Annotated in this window: 17 protein-coding genes, 1 tRNA gene and 3 pseudogenes; 13 read left to right on the top strand and 8 right to left on the bottom strand. The window is 60.9% G+C overall.

Annotated elements, in window-relative coordinates; all coding sequences use genetic code 11:
- Positions 1-126 precede the first annotated feature (126 nt).
- The 4 genes from NKH23_RS13175 to NKH23_RS13160 are packed head-to-tail and all read right to left on the bottom strand — an operon-like array spanning position 127 to position 3,513.
- The gene (locus NKH23_RS13175) at positions 127-648 is read right to left on the bottom strand and encodes a helix-hairpin-helix domain-containing protein (RefSeq protein ID WP_353034791.1); all 522 of its coding nucleotides are present in this window, start codon (positions 646-648) and stop codon (positions 127-129) included.
- Positions 597-2,051 carry a helix-hairpin-helix domain-containing protein gene (locus NKH23_RS13170; RefSeq protein ID WP_353034789.1) on the bottom strand — a complete coding sequence of 485 codons (1,455 nt, stop codon included), beginning with the start codon at positions 2,049-2,051 and terminating at the stop codon, positions 597-599. The genes NKH23_RS13175 and NKH23_RS13170 overlap by 52 nt, the downstream gene beginning before the upstream one ends.
- Entirely contained in the window at positions 2,048-2,845 is a 798-nt protein-coding gene (locus tag NKH23_RS13165; protein WP_023679065.1) for a PP2C family serine/threonine-protein phosphatase, read from the bottom strand. Before NKH23_RS13165 ends, NKH23_RS13170 begins: the two co-directional genes overlap by 4 nt.
- Entirely contained in the window at positions 2,845-3,513 is a 669-nt protein-coding gene (locus NKH23_RS13160) for a vWA domain-containing protein (RefSeq protein WP_023679066.1), read from the bottom strand. The genes NKH23_RS13165 and NKH23_RS13160 overlap by 1 nt, the downstream gene beginning before the upstream one ends.
- A 251-nt stretch (positions 3,514-3,764) precedes the next feature.
- On the opposite strand from NKH23_RS13160, the gene NKH23_RS13155 reads away from it, so the two are divergent.
- Positions 3,765-4,376: an SH3 domain-containing protein gene (locus tag NKH23_RS13155; RefSeq protein WP_156937413.1), complete on the top strand. Its 612-nt coding sequence runs from the start codon at positions 3,765-3,767 to the stop codon at positions 4,374-4,376.
- Here the strand turns inward: NKH23_RS13155 and NKH23_RS13150 are convergent.
- Positions 4,367-5,170: a DUF4236 domain-containing protein gene (locus NKH23_RS13150; protein WP_353034786.1), complete on the bottom strand. Its 804-nt coding sequence runs from the start codon at positions 5,168-5,170 to the stop codon at positions 4,367-4,369. The two genes, NKH23_RS13155 and NKH23_RS13150, sit on opposite strands and share 10 nt — an antisense overlap.
- Positions 5,171-5,331: 161 nt before the next feature.
- Positions 5,332-5,601, bottom strand: a complete 270-nt coding sequence (locus tag NKH23_RS13145; RefSeq protein WP_023679069.1) for a hypothetical protein — start codon at positions 5,599-5,601, stop codon at positions 5,332-5,334.
- Positions 5,602-5,775: 174 nt separating this feature from the next.
- Here NKH23_RS13145 and NKH23_RS13140 point away from each other — a divergent pair, with 174 nt between their 5' ends.
- From NKH23_RS13140 to NKH23_RS13105, 8 genes are all read left to right on the top strand, one after another.
- On the top strand, positions 5,776-7,071 hold the full coding sequence (locus tag NKH23_RS13140) for a DUF2130 domain-containing protein (protein WP_031212405.1): 1,296 nt from the start codon (positions 5,776-5,778) through the stop codon (positions 7,069-7,071).
- 68 nt (positions 7,072-7,139) lie between these two features.
- Positions 7,140-8,090 carry a DUF3800 domain-containing protein gene (locus tag NKH23_RS13135; RefSeq protein ID WP_353034783.1) on the top strand — a complete coding sequence of 317 codons (951 nt, stop codon included), beginning with the start codon at positions 7,140-7,142 and terminating at the stop codon, positions 8,088-8,090.
- 361 nt (positions 8,091-8,451) lie between these two features.
- Positions 8,452-8,934 (top strand): helix-turn-helix domain-containing protein, encoded by a 483-nt coding sequence (locus tag NKH23_RS13130; RefSeq protein WP_353034781.1) that lies wholly within the window; start codon positions 8,452-8,454, stop codon positions 8,932-8,934.
- A 6-nt stretch (positions 8,935-8,940) separates the two neighbouring features.
- Positions 8,941-9,045: transfer RNA gene (locus NKH23_RS13125), tRNA-OTHER, on the top strand.
- A gap of 146 nt (positions 9,046-9,191) precedes the next feature.
- Entirely contained in the window at positions 9,192-10,394 is a 1,203-nt protein-coding gene (locus NKH23_RS13120) for a toll/interleukin-1 receptor domain-containing protein (protein ID WP_353034779.1), read from the top strand.
- A gap of 64 nt (positions 10,395-10,458) precedes the next feature.
- Positions 10,459-11,589 carry a DUF4238 domain-containing protein gene (locus NKH23_RS13115; RefSeq protein WP_023679074.1) on the top strand — a complete coding sequence of 377 codons (1,131 nt, stop codon included), beginning with the start codon at positions 10,459-10,461 and terminating at the stop codon, positions 11,587-11,589.
- A gap of 186 nt (positions 11,590-11,775) precedes the next feature.
- A complete protein-coding gene (locus NKH23_RS13110) occupies positions 11,776-12,285 on the top strand; it encodes an SLATT domain-containing protein (RefSeq protein WP_023679075.1) in 510 nt (169 codons plus the stop codon).
- Positions 12,286-12,323: 38 nt separating this feature from the next.
- A complete protein-coding gene (locus tag NKH23_RS13105; RefSeq protein ID WP_353034776.1) occupies positions 12,324-13,061 on the top strand; it encodes an SMODS domain-containing nucleotidyltransferase in 738 nt (245 codons plus the stop codon).
- Positions 13,062-13,457: 396 nt separating this feature from the next.
- Here NKH23_RS13105 and scpB read toward each other — a convergent pair whose 3' ends face one another.
- Positions 13,458-14,180, bottom strand: a complete 723-nt coding sequence (scpB, locus tag NKH23_RS13100) for an SMC-Scp complex subunit ScpB (RefSeq protein WP_023679077.1) — start codon at positions 14,178-14,180, stop codon at positions 13,458-13,460.
- 5 nt (positions 14,181-14,185) lie between these two features.
- A pseudogene (locus NKH23_RS13095) lies at positions 14,186-15,206 on the bottom strand (DUF1403 family protein).
- A gap of 168 nt (positions 15,207-15,374) precedes the next feature.
- On the opposite strand from NKH23_RS13095, the gene NKH23_RS13090 reads away from it, so the two are divergent.
- From NKH23_RS13090 to NKH23_RS13075, 4 genes and pseudogenes are all read left to right on the top strand, one after another.
- Positions 15,375-15,632 carry a type II toxin-antitoxin system VapB family antitoxin gene (locus NKH23_RS13090; RefSeq protein WP_031195575.1) on the top strand — a complete coding sequence of 86 codons (258 nt, stop codon included), beginning with the start codon at positions 15,375-15,377 and terminating at the stop codon, positions 15,630-15,632.
- Positions 15,632-16,018: a type II toxin-antitoxin system VapC family toxin gene (locus NKH23_RS13085; RefSeq protein ID WP_352453724.1), complete on the top strand. Its 387-nt coding sequence runs from the start codon at positions 15,632-15,634 to the stop codon at positions 16,016-16,018. Before NKH23_RS13090 ends, NKH23_RS13085 begins: the two co-directional genes overlap by 1 nt.
- Positions 16,015-17,146, top strand: a pseudogene (locus tag NKH23_RS13080) (site-specific integrase). Before NKH23_RS13085 ends, NKH23_RS13080 begins: the two are co-directional and overlap by 4 nt.
- A gap of 583 nt (positions 17,147-17,729) precedes the next feature.
- Positions 17,730-18,669, top strand: a pseudogene (locus tag NKH23_RS13075) (IS5 family transposase).
- The last annotated feature ends 186 nt before the right edge of the window (positions 18,670-18,855 follow it).

The raw sequence follows: 18,855 nt of genomic DNA, 5'->3' as shown, positions 1-18,855 counted from the left end.
CCGGCCGGCAAAAACCGTCGAGGCCTCCAACAAGGTGAAATCGGTAATTCACAGTGACGCGCAACCAGGGTGATGAAGGTATGCCACAACTCACCGAGCCTGATTGGCGAACCATCGTTAGCCGTCTCAACCTGAAATCGCGGCAACGTTTGCCGACGACTGATCCAATACCAATCGCAATCGCTCCATTTCCGGGCGACTGTGTTCACGGGCGGCAAGAATCTGGGCTCTTGTCTGCTTGAGTTGCTCAAGACCGAGAACCAAGGCGCCCTGCAGCCGCTTGCGGTCGCCGAGAATGTCCTGGTCGATCTGCGCGATATCGCGTGGATCGATCGCTCGGGAGGGGTCGAAGACGAAGCGGGCTTCGACGGACTTTCGCCAATTCAACAACTTCTGCGCGGTTTTGGGTCCGAATCCAGGCACGCTGTAAAGCTTGTTTCTCTCGACATCGAGCGCTGTTTCGATGCCATACGACTCCAGGACCTGTTTCTTGCCCGGTCCGATGCTCTCGATCTTTGCCGATGAGATTTCAAAGTTGTCCAGGAACCGGTGCAGTTGCGCCTGACGGCGGTTGCGCTCGAGCTCCGAGATCCTGGCTACCCGTTTGGAAGGCAAGATGTCCCATTCGCGCCTGAGCCCGGCGAGCACCGTTTTTTGCCTGTCGAAAGCGTCCGGCCCGGCCCTCTGCATCCACGTGGTTTGCGCGTTTTTCCACTGGGTGGCGGCCTCGGCGGCGACGCGCCGGTATCCGCAGCCTCACTGTCCCTGTTCAAGAAACCTCTCAACCCCAGAAAGACCCCCAAGGCGATGCCCAGCACCCAGATCTGCGCCATCATCAAGCCAGCGACGCCAACCACTGCGGCCGCTATTCCGGCCCGGAAGTTGGTGCGGCGCGCGTGCCCCTTGAGCTTCAAGGCGTTGGGATCTGGTGTCACATTCGTTTCGGGGACGGTCGGCACCGGCCCGGGATGTGGGATGGCGTCCACCTGCCGCTGGAATCCGGCGATATCGAAAAGCGTCGCCCCGCCGGCGGGAACAACGGTGGAGAAGAGCGGGACGCCCGTAGCGCCTTCCATTTTGCACCAAGGGCACGGCGATGAGCCAAGTGACCAGTGGCTGGAATTGGCGGAGCACTGCTTGAGGTTAGCTTCAAGTTCGGCCAAGGCAGCCACCCAGTCCCGGGCCACGGGCCTGCCAGCCGACGTTCCCCTTTGCGAGAAGGCATCCTCAAACATCTTTGCAAGTCGTGGGCCGACGATGGCGAGTTCGGGGGAACTCGGAGGCCTCGCCATTCCGACCGCGGGGGCGTTCGCCCCGTAGGGAAAGCGGTACTCCTCGATCGCCTTCGAGATCGGCATGTCGCCGGTTCCCGCGTAGCGGCCGGCAAAGGGGTGTTTTCCCATGAACAGCAACAGGAACACCATCACGGCCAAACCGAAATTGTCGTGATTGGGCGTCCTCACGATGCCCGAAAACGATCTGCTCTGCAGCTCCGGCGGTGTGAAGGTCTCGATGCCCACCTCGCAAAGATATTGCTGGCCCAGATAGGAGACCTGGAAGCTGTCGCAGTCGATCAGGCGCACGGTAGCGTCCTGCGCAACCAGCACACCGCCGTGGTTCACATCGCCGATGACGCAGGCGTTGTCATGAACGGCCGCAAATGCTCTCGCGGTGTTTGCCGCCACACGGGTCAGAAATCGCCAATCAACCCGCTGAAAGTCGGTTCTGCGGCTTTTGGGGCTGTAGAGCTGATGGATGCTCTTGCGACCGCTGATCTTCGGCATGATCAGCCCGATGGGCTTGCTATCCTTGGAGCAGACCAGCCCCGTCGGCCAGGCCGTCAGCTTTTCGAGTGAACCGGTCTTGATCTTGCCCATCGCACGGATCTTGTCGATCCTCTGCTGCTCGAGGGGCCGGTGGTAGATCTTGGCGACATGGTTCTTGTGTGCAGCCAAGTCGTAGACGGCGCCCTCGCCGCCCTGGCCGACGATCTCGCCAAGTTTGAGGGCTTCCCCTCGCAGGGTGAACACCTCGCGGACCTTGGCATTCATTTTGCGGCCACCCTCGGTTCAGCTGGCGATCTCGTGGCCAGGATCAGCGACTTGTCATCATCGGTCCTCTCGCAGATCTGCGGCGAAAGCAGATAGGCCTTCAGCCCATCCGACAGCGTAGAGTCCTCGCCCGCCACCGCCGATCGTCTCACGGCCGGGAACATCGTATCGAAGAAGGGCTGATGGACGCTGCGCGAAGCCTGGTGCAGGACGAGGTTCTCGATACCGTCGGAGAAGAGCGCGACTTCGTCAATGCGCCGCGGCGCGAACTCGAATTCGAGGACATCCGCGACATTTGATGACGTGGCGAAGTTGGTCGTGTTGGCAAACTCGCCGTGCTGCGGCCAGAACACGTAGGACCATCCGTCTTCACTGCCGTGCGAAACGACCATTGCGCCGTCACCGACCTGAAAGAACACCGTGCTTGTGGGGCCGAGGATGGCAACAAGCAGCGTGCATGCATAATCGCGCACCTCGTGCCCGAGTGCGCGCGCATGAGCAGCGATGCGCTCGGCAATTTCGGTCACCCAGCCCAACGCTTTTGGCCGGTCGATCTGATCGAGCGCACCGTTCTCCGCGAAGTGCACGAAAATGAGCTCCAGCAGGTTCTGCCCGGCTAGCCAAGACCCAACCTCCGAGTGCGCCGCACTGCCAGCGCCGTCGCAGACAGCGGCCGCGAGGATTGGACCTTCCCTGCTCTCGATCAGGGCATGGACCGAATTATCCTGACAGGGCTTGCCGGCCGTGACATGCGAAGTGCCGATGGCGCTAGCCGACGCTATGCGCCAAGACATCACACCTCAGCCCAGCCTGCGGGGGACTGGAGGGCCACGGTCTGTCCGACCTGCGACTGAGAGACGCCCGACAGCGATGCGGACAGCCATGAGAACAGCTCGCGGAATTTGAGGCCACTTAGCTTCAGCGGCTGGCGTGTGGAGAGCTTGGCGAGGATGTCCATGTTGGCACCCTCGACGCCAACGGCGAAGAACGAAAACGCCTTTGCCGCCTCGCCGGATTTGACCGCGTTTTCGGCAGCGACGATGCTGTCCGTGGGCGCGCCGTCCGTCATCAGAAACACCCAGGGCCGGTAATAGGAGATGCCGTTCGCGCGGTACTCATCTTTGCGACGTCGCAACATCTCGAGGCCCTGCTCGATCGCCGCACCCATTGGGGTGTCGCCGCTGGTCGCTAGCGTACTAGGCGTAAACAGGTCAGCGGTCTGAAACGGCGCGACGATGTTGACCGGTCCGAAGGTGACGATGGCGACCTCGACACGTTTCATCGCCAGGCTGTCGGCCGCGAGCTCGTCCTTGAAAGCGACAAGGCCTTGGTTCAGCGCGTCGATCGGCGCTCCGCTCATGGAATAGGAGGTGTCGAGCAGAAGGAGGCACGGGCACCGAGGTTCGGGGTTATCCGCGAACTCTGCCGCCCCAAACGGTATCTGATCAAATTGGTTGGACATTTTACTCGCCTTTTTCGCCGAAATATCGCTTCCCGCAAGCCCGGGTCTCCCGGCACTCGGCAGGTAGCGTCCAAAAATTATTGAAACCGGAATTGCAAAGCGCGTCGATGCGCTTGCCCGCCCCAATTTTCAATCCCCTCCCTATCTACAGATGCTCGGTTTCTGCTGTCAATTGACTTGAGATTTAGCCACCCAAAAGTCGATTCGACTTTCGCGGACTGCTCTGTTTTGTATTGTGCAGGGAGGGTGAAATGGTCAGCCAACAACGGATCGGCTGGGGCATCGCGGTTTTCTGCGCAATCGGGTGGGCCATGTCGAGCATCGACGCCCGGTCGCCACCCCCCGCCCCGCCCGCGGTCCCCGCGGCAACCACCACCGCGGCGCCTCGGGTACAACCGAGCAGCAGCTCGATTGCCTATGCAAAGCCCGACGCGGTGGCTGCCCAGAAGCCTAGCCCCGCCACGTTGGTTCGCTGGCTGTACACCACCAAAAACGTCCGTGTCAGGGTCGCGCCGGACACCGAGGCGCGTATCATCACCACGCTTCCACTGGGCGACCTGGTCCAGACAAACGGTCAACAGGGAGACTGGTACAATGTGACGGTCTCCGCACAGATCGGATGGATCCATGGCGACTATCTCAGCGAGGCGAAGCCGGTCGAGCTGACTTCGAACACACCGGTCGCTCCAGCAGCTGCATCAGATGACGGCAGCGTTTCCGAGCATGCCTCGGGCGAGCCTGTCAGAGACGCCGTGGTAGGCAGATGCGATTGCCCATACGACCTGATGCGCAATGGGCGTTTATGCGGGGGCCGGAGCGCCTACAGCAGGCCCGGTGGCAGGAGCCCGGTGTGCTACTGGTAGGAAGGCTGCGCCGCGAGTAGCGACCGGTTGATCCACCCTAAAGTGACATCGTCCTTGCTGATCCGCGCCCAGCGACCGCTGATTTCGACGACTGTCAGAGTGCTGCCCGCCGGCACCTGACTCACCACGGCCCCGGCCATTGAAGGATCCGAACGGATATTCGCCGTCCTGGTCACGACTGCCGTTGGGAAGTGCTCGCCTGGCGGCGGCTCGACCGCTACCGAGGAACCCGGATCGGCTCCCGATAACGTGCTTGGCGTTTTCTGATCACCAGCGGAGGTGGGCCAGCTATCGCCAACAGGTGCGTCCTGCTGAACCGGCGCTTTGGCTGCTTTCACAAATGGCGGCAGATTCGAAGGGCTGATGTCGCGGCTTGCCGGCGGCAGCGGTTTGGTCTGCCCTGGTTCCTGGCGATCGGTTCGGGGTGCCAATGTCGGGTTTGGCATAGCGCTGGATTTTGTGTCGGAATTCTGGGCCATCAAGGCCGCCCCCACACCGACGACGCCGATAACAAGCAAGGAGACTTGCGCCGCACGGCTCCCTCTGGCGGCGTGGTAGATCAGGGCCACGAGTGCTGCGATCAATAAACCCAGAAAAAGAGCGGATTTGCCGCTGCGCTTGGAAGAATAGGACATGCCCGAACCGGGAAGACCAACAGTGCTCTGAATGCCGCCACGGCCCATGTTCAATGTGGAGCCGGGCTTGCCAAAGGAGGCACTGCTGAGCCCCTTCCCGGTGACGTTCAGGCGAACGCCGGGAATAAGCCTCAATGACTTTCTGTATCTAAACCCCACTGCGCCCCCGCGCGTACTTTGAAGCGAACACTAGCGTTGGGGCACTTGCGAAGCAACTTCCGTTTCATAGAACTCGAGGCCAAGTAGTCTATCGATTTGAAAGTTCCGTTCGCGCTTACCGGCTTCGCCGCAACGGCCTCCGCTTTGGCCGAGCCTTGATCTTAAGGTGTCCCGACATCGATCTGCAGCACCGGAAGCGCTATCTCCTGTTGCGCAAGATATGATTTGAGGGTCTCCTGGAAACGCTCAATGTCTGGCAATACCTTGCGGCCCACACGGATGATTTCATCACCCTTTGGCTCTTTCTCGAATACAACGTTGATCTGAAGATCGGCCAGCGACGGGTTCAACACGAGAAACCGATCGAGGCTGCTGTTCAGAGCGGTGCGCTCCTCGGACAGCAATTGATCCAGAAACTCATAGCCCTTCATCTGCGGTCAGCACTTTTGCTCCCCTCACCACGGTTCGGTCGAAGAGGTGACCAAGCAGGTACCCTCTCCGGGGGATAACTGGCAAGTTCACTCTTTGTTCTATTCGGCCGCCCTGCAATCCTGTATACTTTGAGGCGTTCTTTTGCACCACGTTCCCTTGCGAGGATCTGCCTGATGACTGTCCAGCCCAGGACTCTCAGTGAGCCGACAATCAGCTGCCCGAGCTGCAAGACCGACATCAAGCTCAATGAGTCGCTCGCGGCGCCGCTGATTGCGGCCACGCGCGAGGAATATGAACGGCGACTGGCGCAGAGCAACGCCGCCATGACGGCCAGGGAGGAGGAGGTTCAACGCAAGCAGGCGGCTATCGACGCCGCCCGGGATGACATCGACAGCCAGGTCGCCGAAAAACTCAAGCTCGAACGTGCCGCCATCGCCGCCGAAGAGGCCCGCAAGGCAAAACTTCTCGTCTCGACCGACCTTGAGGACAAGGACAGGAGGCTGGGCGAGATGGAAACGACGCTGAGGGCGCGGGACGAAAAGCTCGCTGCGGCGCAGTTGCAGCAGGCCGAATTTATGAAGCAGCAGCGGGCGCTCGACGATGAAAAGCGCGAAATGGCGCTGACCATCGAAAAGAGGATCCAGGAAGGGTTGGACGCCGTCCGCGTCAAGGCCAGGACCGAAGCCGAAGACGGCCTCAAGATGAAGGTGGCCGAGAAAGAGGAACAGATTGCCGGCATGCAGCGCCAGATCGAGGAGCTGAAGCGCCGCGCCGAGCAAGGATCTCAGCAGCTTCAGGGCGAGGTCCTTGAGCTCGAGCTGGAGTCGCTGATCGCCAGCCGGTTCCCGATGGACATCATCGAACCGGTCGCCAAGGGTGAGTTCGGTGGTGACGTGCTGCAACGCGTGGTGGGACCGGCCGGCCAGCCGTGCGGCGCGATCCTGTGGGAATCAAAACGCACCAAGAACTGGAGCCAAGGCTGGCTGGGCAAGCTGCGGACAGACCAGCGCGCCGCCAAGGCAGACATCGCGTTGATGATCTCCGAGGCGCTGCCTGCGGGGGTCGAAACGTTCGATCTGGTGGATGGCGTCTACATCGCCCATCCCAAATGCGCGATTCCGATCGCGATCATGCTCCGGCAGTCCCTCATCGAGCTCGCCAACTCCCGCCTCGCCCAGGACGGCCAGGCCACCAAGATGGAGCAGGTCTACGGCTATCTGACTGGCCCCAGGTTTCGCCACCGGGTCGAGGCGATCGTCGAGAAATTCTCCGATATGCAGGACGACCTTGCCAAGGAAAGGAAAGCCACAATCCGCCTGTGGGCAAAGCGGGAGGCTCAGATCCAGGGTGTCATCGAGTCGACCGTCGGAATGTACGGCGATCTGCAGGGCATCGCCGGCAAGGTGATGCAGGAGATCGCGGGCTTGGAGGTCTTGGCCATAGAAGCATCCGCGTCCATCCCCGATTGAGAAGGCTAATCTAAACTGGATATCGGATTTGAGAACGAGGGCAAGCTGCTCCTTGTGACGGATGATCCGTGAAAAGCGGAACGCAATGCCAAGAAGCCGCCGCGCTCAACCCCCTCGCCCGGCCGGGTCATCAGATTGCTATGCAGCCTGCGGTTTTTGCGCCAAGCTGTGCGGACAATGAAAGCCTGCCCGTGACGGACCGTGAAATCCACCTTTACCTCGATGATAGCGGCAGCCGCGAGCCAGACCGACAACCAAAGGAGAAGCGGCGGGACGAGCTGGATTATTTCGCCCTCGGCGGCATCCTCATCAACGAGGAAGACGTCGATGAGCTCTATGCCCGCCACAAGGCCTTCTGCCAGAAGCACGGAATCACCTATCCGCTTCACTCCTGGGCGATCCGGGGCGGTCGTGGCGACTTCGGCTGGCTGAAGAAGCCGGAGTCCGCTTTTGAATTCCTGGGAGATTTGCAGGGAATGCTGCTTGCGCTGCCCGTGATCGGCATCGCCGCAGTCATCGACCGACCGGGCTATGTTGCCCGCTACCGCGACCGGTACCGGGACCAGCTCTGGTTCATGTGCAAGACCGCCTACTGCATCCTGATCGAGCGCGCCGCCAAATATGCCCGCAGCCAGGACCGCAAGCTGCGCGTGTTCTTCGAGCGCGCCGGCAAAGCCGAGGACCGCGACCTGGTGGCCTACACGCGGATCCTGAAGACGCAAGGGATGCCGTTCGACGGCGCCAACTCCGCCAGCTACGGGTCGTTAACTGCCGAGGAGTTTAGGGACATCGTGCGCGGGGAGCCCCGCGGCAGAACCAAATCCACACCGATGCTGCAAATCGCCGATCTCTACCTCTATCCGATGGCCAAGGGCGGCTATGACCCGTCCTACCGGCCCTACAGGGCCCTGATGGACCACAAGCGTTTGATCGACGCGCACCTGCCGCCCGAGGACCTGGCATCCTGCGGCATCAAATACAGCTGCTTTGAATGGATAAAAAACAAAGACCCGGACTAGCCGGGCCTTCGTTTTGAAAAGTTCGGCTGGCGCCTGGCGCCAACCCCGGAGCGATGCTCACGTCCAAAGTATGGGTATTGACGCTCTCTTTGTCAACACCCCGGGTGAACCTCTGGTCGGGGGGTCCCTATCTTATCGCTTGCATATAGCACGGTTCGTCTGATCAACACTTCATATTATCAAGTCCTCTTCTTCGGGCTCTTCTTCGGGCGCAGCGCGGTTCCCCGGCCCCTGAATCCAGGGACATAGGCCGGACGAACCTTGAAACACCCTCCCCCTGAATGCAGAACCGTCCCCAATGCCCTTGCGTCATCACGGGAAACCACCATATCTGGATGCAGTTCACCACAGGGAGCCTCATATGGCCCAGCCAGAAACCGCCAAAGCAGACGTCGACAAGCTACGCACCAACGAGAAGAAGTGGACCAAGGCACTCATGGCCACGGGCTGGAGCGCTTTCCCCAACATCATCATCGAGAAGCAGCAGGCTCTCGGCCTCGATGCGCTCGACATGAACATCATCATCCACCTGGTCCAGTACTGGTGGCTGCCCGACAACCTGCCCCACCCCTCGGTCGAGACGATCGCCAAGGCAATCGGGGTGACGCCCCGCACCATTCAGAAACGCATTGCCGCCCTCGAGGCCCTTAAACTTCTTGGCCGGGAGGAACGGCGCAACACGCCCAATGGCAGCATGACGAACCGCTATCATTTCGATGGCCTGATCGAGGCCGCCAGGCCGTTTGCCTTGGAAAAGGCCGCCGAGATCAAGAAGGCGGCCGAGGAGAGATCGAACCGGTTGGAGCGTAAGAAGCCGCAGCTGGTCGTGGACAACGATGCATAGGCAGATCGTGGCGTAGCTCAGAGGATAGAGCGCCTCGCTTTCGACCTGGGTGGTGCGTGACACCGCTATCTAGGGGCGAGGAGGTCGCAGGTTCAAGTCCTGCCGTCACGCCATTGTCCTCAATATGGATCCCTCGGCTCCGGAAACTCGAAAGATTTCCGGTACCGGACCCGTAATCTACCGTGGTTTTTCAATGGCCTCCCTTTGATATTTGTTCTGCGTATGTTCATATCAAGGGACCAACACGAGGACTCAATATGGGCATGCGATACAATGGCCGGCCGTTTGATTCGGGGGATTTTGCAAAGGATTTTGAAGCTGCGGCTGTCGAGAGCATCAAGGAACAGCTGTGGGAGAGGTTCAGTGCCATTCGCCATCCTGATACAGGCGAATTTCCCACTGTCCTGGTCCTTGGAGAAGCCCTTGACGATTTGCGGCTCAGTATTGAGGGCTCGCCGCAGCTTCTCGCGCTGGTGAAGGACAAGATGAGCGACAATGAGCAGGCGTCGACTGTGTTCCTGCCCCTGCAACAGGGCTCCCCGAAAGCCTTTCTCAGCTACTCGTTCGACGATCGCGAGCTAGCAGAGACGGTCGCGCGCGCCCTGATGGCGGATGGAATCGATACCTGGTGGGCGGAATGGGAGATCCGTTCCGGAGATTCCTTGCGCCGCAAAATCGACGAGGGACTGGGCAACTGCACGCATTTCATCGTGCTGCTGACTCCGAGCGCCATGCAGAAGCCGTGGGTCCAGCAGGAGATGGATGCCGGCCTGGTCCGCCGCATCTCTGGGCAGGCGCGCTTCATAGCCCTTCGCTACGGTGTCGCGGCACGGGAATTGCCGCCGCTTCTGTCGGGCATGCTCTCGCCAGAACTTGATGCCGCGCGCCTAGACGAAGGCGTGCGCAATCTGGTGAACGACATCCATGGCGTGACACGCAAGCCGCAGCTCGGCCCAGCGCCCATTGCGGCTGTGCAGCCGGCGACGGGTTACTCCAAGGTCGCAACGGCAATTGCCAAGATCTTTGTTGAGGAGACGTCGGATGCAATGTTCTCGCACCCTCAGAAAGGGGTAGATGAGCTGGCGGCCACCATTGAAGCGTCAGAGGAGGACATCGAGGACGCTCTGCACGAGCTGCGCGATCTGGTTTCCGTCAGCTTCGGCCTCGTCTTGCCCAAGGAGGACCTGTTTGCCACATTCGACAAATATTTCATGGATTGGTCGCCCGAAGATGACGCGCTGCGTATCGCTGCCGACCTGATCAACGACCCGTTGATGCCCCACGATACAGGCCAGGTCGCCGAGCGGTACGGCTGGGAGCCGAGGCGCATAAACCCCGCTCTGGCCTATCTGATGGCCCGCAAGCTGATCGTCGACTACAAGGTACTCGCCAGCCAGTACAATTCGATCCGGGTGGTGAAAACGGACGCCACGCGGCGCTTCGTGAAGAGCCGAAGCTGAGGATGCCAATCCGCAGGGTCATGCCCGACAAGGTGCAGTAACCGGGGAGCCCGACCACAGGACCATGGAGCAGTCACCCTTCTATTTTGGCAAATGGGGAGACGTCCCCATCGACGGCGATGTGAGGCCATTTAGCATCTTCAATCCGGTCCGCAGCGGGGCGGGACGGACAAACCGAAAACACCACTTCATCTCGGTCACCTATATGGAAGGCTTCGCCGATGACCGCGGCCGCGTCCAAGTCTATCGGGCCGAGGCGCCAGAGGCACCGCTGCCGAAGCAGCCGAGGGCAACTGGGTACGAGAACTACTATTACTCTCAGAAACTCCCCGGTGGCGGTCAAGAAAACCACAGATTCGAAGACCTCTGGAATCCGATCGAGACCGTTTGGCCGGAGACCGTCCGTGCGCTTCAAGCACGTCGTCTTTCACCGGCTTTATCCTTCAATGTCCAAGGCATGCAAACGATCATGTGCACGCGCGTTCCGGCGACCCGTGATCGCATTGCGCTTATGCTGGAGGCTAAGCTGCGAAGCGAATGCAAGGTGCTCGAGGAAATCGGTAAACTGCCCCCAGACTTGGAACGCTACGCCGGTCAGTTCGACACAGTCCCGGTCGGCATCAATCCGCAAGAAACTCTGCTCGCGATGGAGGACGAATTCCAGACGTTCGGCGATCTCTGCTTTCGGCTTGGATTCGAGGTTCTTCACAACAAGACCGACATCCCATTCCTCACCTCCGACAATCCGGTGTGCACCTATGACCCGCGCAAACCGCTGCTCGCACGCACCCCCTACGATCACTCCGGTGACATCGAGCTGATCTTTCCCCTGACCGCCCGCATGCTGGTGCTCGGTTCAAGCAAGCGTCAGCCGTTTGGCGTCCTGTCACGGCACCGCGACGTCACGGATAAGCACAAAATTCGCCGGTTCAATCGAACAATCGCTCAATTCGCGTACAGGATGACCGTCGGCCAGGACCGGTCAAGCGATGCGCTGATTTGTGCCCATGCGCATCTCGTACCGACGATCAGCACCGAGGTCCGCCGACACAACAATGAAATCCAGATCGTCTGGCGGCATATCTTCGGGCCGAAACCTGCTCTTTCTCAGTACATTGACACCCCGGAAAAGGCCTCTCGGCTAGAAGCGAAAATGGCCTCAGCCGCATCGAGCCCCGTGTCCGACGGGAGCTAGTAGCGCAGGAAAGAGACGTCGGCACTGCGGCGCGTCAAGCGCCTCCGGCAGCAGTATTCCCTAACCAAGCCGCAGCTGTTGCTTCGACAGACCGTCCCAGATTAACCCGCTGAAAGAAGGGGATAGATTGAAATTCCGCAGCTTGACCATGCGAGGCGTGCTAGTTCTCTCTGCAAAGGAGACATCATGTCCGACGTGACGCGGGAACGCGTGACAGACGAACTTCTCCGCATGGAAGAAGATTGTATTCATTCCGGCAAAGCGCACTTCAACGCTTCAGCGCGCTGGGCGGTGTGGAACTATGTCTTCGGCATTCCCTCGGTGATCCTCAGCACCGCAGCGGGCGCTGCTTTTTTCAAGGACTATCCTGTCGTCGCGGGTTCCATGGCGCTTTGCGTTGCCGTCCTCACGTCGCTGATGACGTTCCTGAAACCCGGTGAGAAGTCGGCTGACCATAAGAGTTCGGGCGACCAGTACCTGGCGCTACGCAACAATTCCCGCGTTTTCCGCGAGGTCGAACTCGACAACACGCCCGATGCCGAAACCGTGCTGACCGCCCTGAAAGGCTTCACCACGCGGCGCGATGAACTGAACCAGGCAAGCCCTGCTTTTTCAGACCGCGATTTTAAGAAGGCCCGCGACGGCATTAACGCCGGCGAAGCCAAGCACGCGGTCGACAAAGGTTCCCACCAATGACTGTCAATAGCTACCTCGTATCCCGTGCAAGCGACGCGGTGCTCTCGGCCGACGAGAAGGCCTCGATCGCGACCTCGGTCACGACCTTGAGCTCCCGGCTGGCCAGTTATTTCACGGTCGCCGGTGATGGCCTAACGTCGCATTTCCGGTTCGGCTCGCACACCCGTGGCACGATCCTTCCCCGCAAGATGGATGCGCACTCGGACGTTGACTACATGATCGTTTTTGAAAAAGGCGGACTGAACCCACAGACCTACCTCACCCGACTGCGTAGGTTCGCCGAGCAGAAATACGCCAACTCCGAACTCTACCAATCGAGCCCCACGGTGGTGCTGGAGCTCAACCATATCAAGTTCGACCTAGTGCCCGCCTTGTTCTCGTGGGGCACGACGTATCAGATCCCCAAGGGTCCCGATGAGTGGCAAAGCACGAACCCGAACGATTTCAACAGCACGCTCGAGACTGTCAACGGCAACAATTCCTATTTGATCAAGCCAACCGTCCGCCTCGTCAAATTCTGGAACGCAGAAGCCGGCTATGTCTACGATTCGTACGGCCTCGAAAAATGGATCGTCGGCCTGGGCTTTTATGGCTGCTACACCCAGAAGGACTACTTCTTCAAAGTGTTCGACAACCTGTCGGCGAACGAAGTGGCCCAATGGCGCAACGACAAGATCACGCGCGCCAAGGACATCATCGCCAGGGTCCGCAAGTACGAAGCCGATGACATGCCGAATTCGGCTGAGATCGAGGTCAAGAAGCTTGTCCCGGCATAGCGAGCGAGAGCTCTTCCGTTCCGGCCAACGCGGCTGAGCCTGCTGTCCCTGTAAACGCGATCATGCGCATCAGTGATCGCAGGCCGGTCAAATGCCGTGTCCCCTCCCCGTCGTTGGAGTGAGCACCTTGAGCGAAGCCAGGTCAACCTGTCCAACGTGCCCCACGCCTCTGTGATTGGGACATGCGCCGACGCTCCAAACCACCTATCAGTCGCGTCGACCTAACCTAGGAAACCTGTTGAGGCTCCGCGACAACTCGAGCTTCGGGCGGCGATTGGCGGGTTAACGCTGGGGACTTTGTCCGAACAATCTAGTCCTATTTCGGACGAGATCACGGTTGAGACATCAGAAATATGCTACGAATTTCGGACAAGCCTCACAAACAATAAGCCGCGGCTATTCGTCGAGTTCGCCTCCGACACCCTCTCGGACGCCCGCAAAGTCCGGCATGATCTCCCCCGCCAGCAGCTTCTCCTTCGACAGCAGCCCGGCATCCTCGAGCGCCTCGAAATCCGGCAAATCGCGCAACGTGTCGAGCCCGAACTCCAGCAGGAATTCTTTGGTCGTGACATAAGTGTAGGGCGCTCCCGGCGTCGGGCTACGCGGACCGGAAGCGATCAGGCCGGCACCGCGCAGATGACCAATAAAATCGCGACTGATCTCCTTGCCGAAGAAAGACGACAACTCGGCTCGGGTGATCGGCTGGAAGTAGCCGATGCACATCAGCACCAGCACCTCTGACTGCGTGAGGTCTGCCGCGCGCTCGCTACCGCCGACTGCACTGCGGATGGCGTCTGCATAGGCAGGCCGGGTCAGGTGCTTCCATCCACCGGCGACGGCGACGAGGTCATAGGGTCGACCGCGCAGTTCTTCGCGGATGTCGTCGATGAGGAGATCAATGCTGCAGCTTTTGCCGACGATGCGGGCGAGCGTTTCGCGGTTGACCGGCTCGCTCGCCGCAAAAATCGTTGCCTCGACGCGATGCATCCATTCGCGCCAGCGCGCCTCCGGCGGCAGGTGATCCAGCTCCCGGTCAAACAGCTGGTCAGCTGATCGCCGTTCGCCTGATCGACGCTCATCTGACCGGCTCCCTCCTCGCCTGCGCACTGCCTCCGCCATGATCGTCAGATCCCGTAGATGCGGAAGGCCGGGCGGCCGGACAGCTCGCGCACGGCGCCGAGTTCGACCAGCCGGTCGAACAGGCGACGAAGGCCGCGGTCGCTCATGCCGGCGATCTGTTGTGATGCCACGGTCGCATCGTCAGACAAGAGTTGCTCCACCACGGTCCGCCGCCTTGGCCCTGAGTTTTGGGGCGACGGCAAGCAGCCGGCCCGCTCGGCGCTCGAGCTCGGCGAAAAGATCGATGGCGCGCAGCGCAGCGCGCGCCTGGGCGGCCAGCAGACTTTTGGCACGTTCAGGATTTGTCTCAATTCCTGTCGCCACAGAGCCGGCTGCCGATCGGCGCGGGCGCGCGCTTGCGCCCAGGGCCGCTTCAGCGCCCAGCAGCGGCACCGCGTGTGCCCAGCCCAGCCGCTGCGCCAGCAGGGCGTCGGCGAGCCAGCATCCGAAGGCTCGTGCGAAGCCATATTTTTCGGCGGCCGTGAACGCGCCGGTCAGCATGCCGACCATTCCGATACCTGCGGAAAGCTGTCGAAGCTCGTCCGCCAGGTCGCTGACTGCGTTGTCGTCGCGGCGGAGACCGAGGTCATCCAGCACCGCGCCGATGCTCGCCTCGGTCAGCAGTTTCTCGGCAGGCGTGCCGGCCAGCCGGCGCCAAGCCAGCAGCATCGATCCGGCGGGACCGACGGACAAAAAATCGCCCGGTCGTGTGAGCAGCACGGCGTCGCGCAGCGCGCTTTCATCCTCGACGCGGCCGGCCTGTTTTGCTGTTGCCGCGGCCGCTGAAAGCGCCAGCCGCTACCGCCAGGCGCCGGCCCACCGCTCCTGCCGGCGGACCACCGCATCGAGCGCGCCAATGGCAGCGCCGACAGTGATGGCAATGTCCTCGAATTCTTTTCCCGCAAGGCCTTGCGCATCCGCGACGGCTCGGCGCAGCCAGGCCGGCACTGTTGCCATCGGCACGGTCGAAGGGGCACCGGCAAGCGTGGCGTAGTGGTGCGGAGAGGGTTTGGGCCGCAGAATCATCGAAAACAAGATGAATCACGGCGGCGCTTTTAGCAACAAAAATGGACAAAAAGCGCTGCGCCTGTCGAAACTGTAAAACGACCGATAATGTTGCATTATCATTCATTGTTTACGAGGCTGGGGGACCATGGTAGAATACGCCTGAAAGGTAGACTTTTGGAGTCTTTCGTGTCCCTGAATATCAAAAATCCAGCCACCGTTGCTCTCGCCGATGAACTCGCACGCCGCCAGGGTATCAGTAAGACAGCAGCCATTCATCAGGCCCTGAGCGAGCGCTTGCATCGCTTGGGCTTTGGAGAGACCGCTCAGGAGCGTCTGCTAGCAGAATTGCGCGCCATCCGAGAAAGAGTGGCACGATTGCCTGAACTGGATAGTCGCAGCGACGAGGAGATCATCGGGTATGACGAGCATGGAATCCCTAACTGATGGTGATCGATACCTCAGCCGTTGTAGCGATCCTTCGGAGCGAGCCTGAGGCAGCACGGCTGGAACGAGCGCTGGTCTCCGACCCAATCCGTCTGATCCCGGCAACCTGCGTGCTCGAGGCACGCATGGTGCTGGTCAGCAGGCGCGGCGAACACGCGTTGGCCGAGATCGATCTTTGGCTGCGCAAAATCGAGGCCGACATCATTCCTGTCGACTCCGAATTGGTTGACCTGGCGACCCAGGGTTGGCTGACCTACGGCAAGGGCCACCACCCGGCGGCGCTGAATTTTGCCGATTGCCTCTCCTATGCTTTGGCAAAGCGTGCGGACGAACCGCTGCTTTTCGTCGGCAAGGACTTCTCCCAAACGGATATCGAAGCGGCATGAGCATGACTGACGACGCTCCAAGATCATCGGCTGCTTCCGGCGATGACGACATGCCCGACATCATCGACGTCGTCATGGAGATGGACGATGCCGACCACGGCTCGCCCCCTCCCCTTCCAGCCATCGCCAATCCCAGCCTGCCTGCGCATCTTGAGGCGCTCGCCGGCCGCGCGCGCGACTATATCGAGGCGGCGAGTTCGGCCAACACGCGCCGCGCCTACGCAGCCGACTGGAAGCATTTTTCGAGCTGGTGCCGGCGCCAAGGCATCGAGATGTTCCCGCCCGATCCTCAGGTCGTCGGGCTCTATATCGCCGCCTGCGCGTCAGGTACGGCCACTGGCGACAAAAAGCCTAACACCGTTTCAACCATCGAGCGCCGGCTTTCGTCGCTCTCCTGGAATTTTGCCCAGCGCGGCCAGCCGCTGGACCGCAAGGACCGGCATATCGCCACGGTGATGGCTGGCGTTCGCAACACCCACGCCTCCCCTCCCCGGCAGAAGGAAGCGATCCTGCCCGAGGATCTGATCGCCATGCTCGAGACCCTCGACCGCGGCACGCTGCGTGGTCTGCGCGACCGCGCCATGCTGCTTTTGGGTTTTGCCGGTGGGCTGCGGCGCTCGGAAATCGTCGGGCTCGACATTGGTCGCGACCAGACCGAGGATTCTTCTGGCTGGATTGAGTTTTTTCCTGACAAGGGCGTGCTGGTGACCCTGCGGCAAAACCGGTTGGCGCGAGGTCGAGGTCGGCCGCGGCTCCTCCGACGTCACCTGCCCGGTGGTCGCGCTGCAAACCTGGCTGAAGCTGGCGCGGATCGGCCATGGCCCTTTGTTCCGAAGGGTAATAGGGCAAGGCAAAAGAGTCGGCGCCGATCGGCTTAACGACCAGGAAGTTGCGCGGCTGGTCAAGCGCACGGCGCTCGCAGCCGGCGTGCGTGGCGATCTGTCGGAGGGCGAACGCGGTCAAAAGTTTGCTGGCCATTCGCTGCGCGCCGGCCTCGCGTCCTCGGCCGAGGTCGACGAGCGCTATGTGCAAAAGCAGCTCGGTCACGCCTCGGCCGAGATGACGCGAAAGTATCAGCGCCGGCGCGATCGTTTCCGCGTCAATCTCACCAAGGCGTCCGGGCTCTGAAAAGCCCCCCTCCCTGCCCCGTTTTGTCCGCTGCGATGAGGCGGTCAGATCTCAGGCGATAACAATACCTCATCGAGCACAGCGAGCGCTGTATCCAGACTATCGGCGGCCGACGCTTCGTAGTCAGGCATGATCATCAACTGCGTTATGGCACGGCCCACAAGAGGGCATCGCAATAAAAGTACGCCAAACAACCCTAAGGGAGAACAAACGGTGATCTGATTTCGTTCGACGCTCGTTTTCGAGAGCCGTTCTGGGTCGTTCGCAATCAACTGTGTAGGCCAGCGGAGCGAGCAAGGAGCGCCAGATCCGGACAGGGCTGGTGGGGTGTTTTTCCGGAAGGTGGGGCCATGCCCTAAGGGACACGAGATGTAGTGGACTCGTCGATCCGCGCGGTTTCGATTCGCGCACCCCGGGCACAACGCTGGGATAAGTCCCATCAGATGCTCTCCGGTGGCCGTCATCTGTTTAGCCGACATTGGGCCGAGGGCTTCCAGCACGAGCCACATGGCGGGGGTATCGGCCGTGACCATGGTGCGCCGCCCCTGTCGTCAATGCCAGCCGCCGTCACCGAGTCGCGAAGATGAAATTCAAGGTGACAAACTGGCCGGAATACGAGGCGGGCCTTCGGCGGCGCGGCAGTCTGACGCTGTGGTTGACAGAAGAAGCCTTGGCCAGGTGGCATGCGCCGCGAAGAACGACCCGCGGCGGCCAGCCCCGCTATTCCGATCTCGCCATCGAGGCGGTCTTGACACTGGGATGCGTCTTCGGGCTTCGTCTGCGCCAGAGCGAGGGATTGGCGACCTCGCTGCTCGATCTGATGGGGCTTGATCTACCGGTTCCCGATCACACGACGCTAAGCCGCCGGGCGCAGATATGGGAACCATCGGCCAAGCGGCAGCGGCATCCCGAGGACGGTCCGCTGCATGTGCTGATCGATAGCACCGGATTTGAAAGTCTACGGCGCCGGCCAATGGCTGGAAGACAAGCACGGTGCCAGATCACGCCGGACCTGGCGCAAGCTGCATTTGGTTCTCAATGCCGACAGCGGCGAGATCATCGCCCATTGTCTGACCGACCAGGACGGCGACGATCCCTCGCAGGTGAAGCCGCTGCTCGACCGGATCGATGCAGAGATCGACCAATTCACGGCCGACGGAGCATATGATGGCGGTCCCACCTACTGCGCGGTGCTGCAACACAGCGTCACCGCAAGGATAGTCATCCCGCCACGTTCAACGGCCGTGGAGAGTGATGACACCGGACCACCCGGTCAAAGGGACGGTCACATCACGGCGATCGCCAATGATGGAAGGCTGAATTGGCAGGCGTCCACCGGCTATGGCAAGCGCGCGCTGATCGAGACCGCCGTCGGGCGCTACAAGGGGCTGATCGGACGTCGCCTGCGAGCCCGCTCCTTTTCGGCTCAGCAGACCGAGGTCGCCATCGGCTGCGCCGTTCTCAACCGCATGACGGCGTGCGCACGCCCGGAGTCCGTTCGCAGCCCGGCAAGGCCGACATAGCAGGCGGCATCAAAGAGCTGATTGTGCCTAATGCCACATTTGTGCACCAACGCCTTGTGGCGCGGGCAGCCGCAGGCACAGGCTACGCGGAAAATGAAAAGCGGGGCCAACCCATTCGCTTGCACACAGCCTGCGTTTTGCCAGCTCCTCAACCGCAACGTGCTGTCAATCTTCGTCTTGCCATGT

It is taken from the genome of Mesorhizobium sp. M1328, assembly GCF_040318075.1.
Lineage (GTDB): Bacteria > Pseudomonadota > Alphaproteobacteria > Rhizobiales > Rhizobiaceae > Mesorhizobium.
Note: the sequence above shows the minus strand (reverse complement) of the source record. Positions and strands in the feature narration are given on the sequence as shown.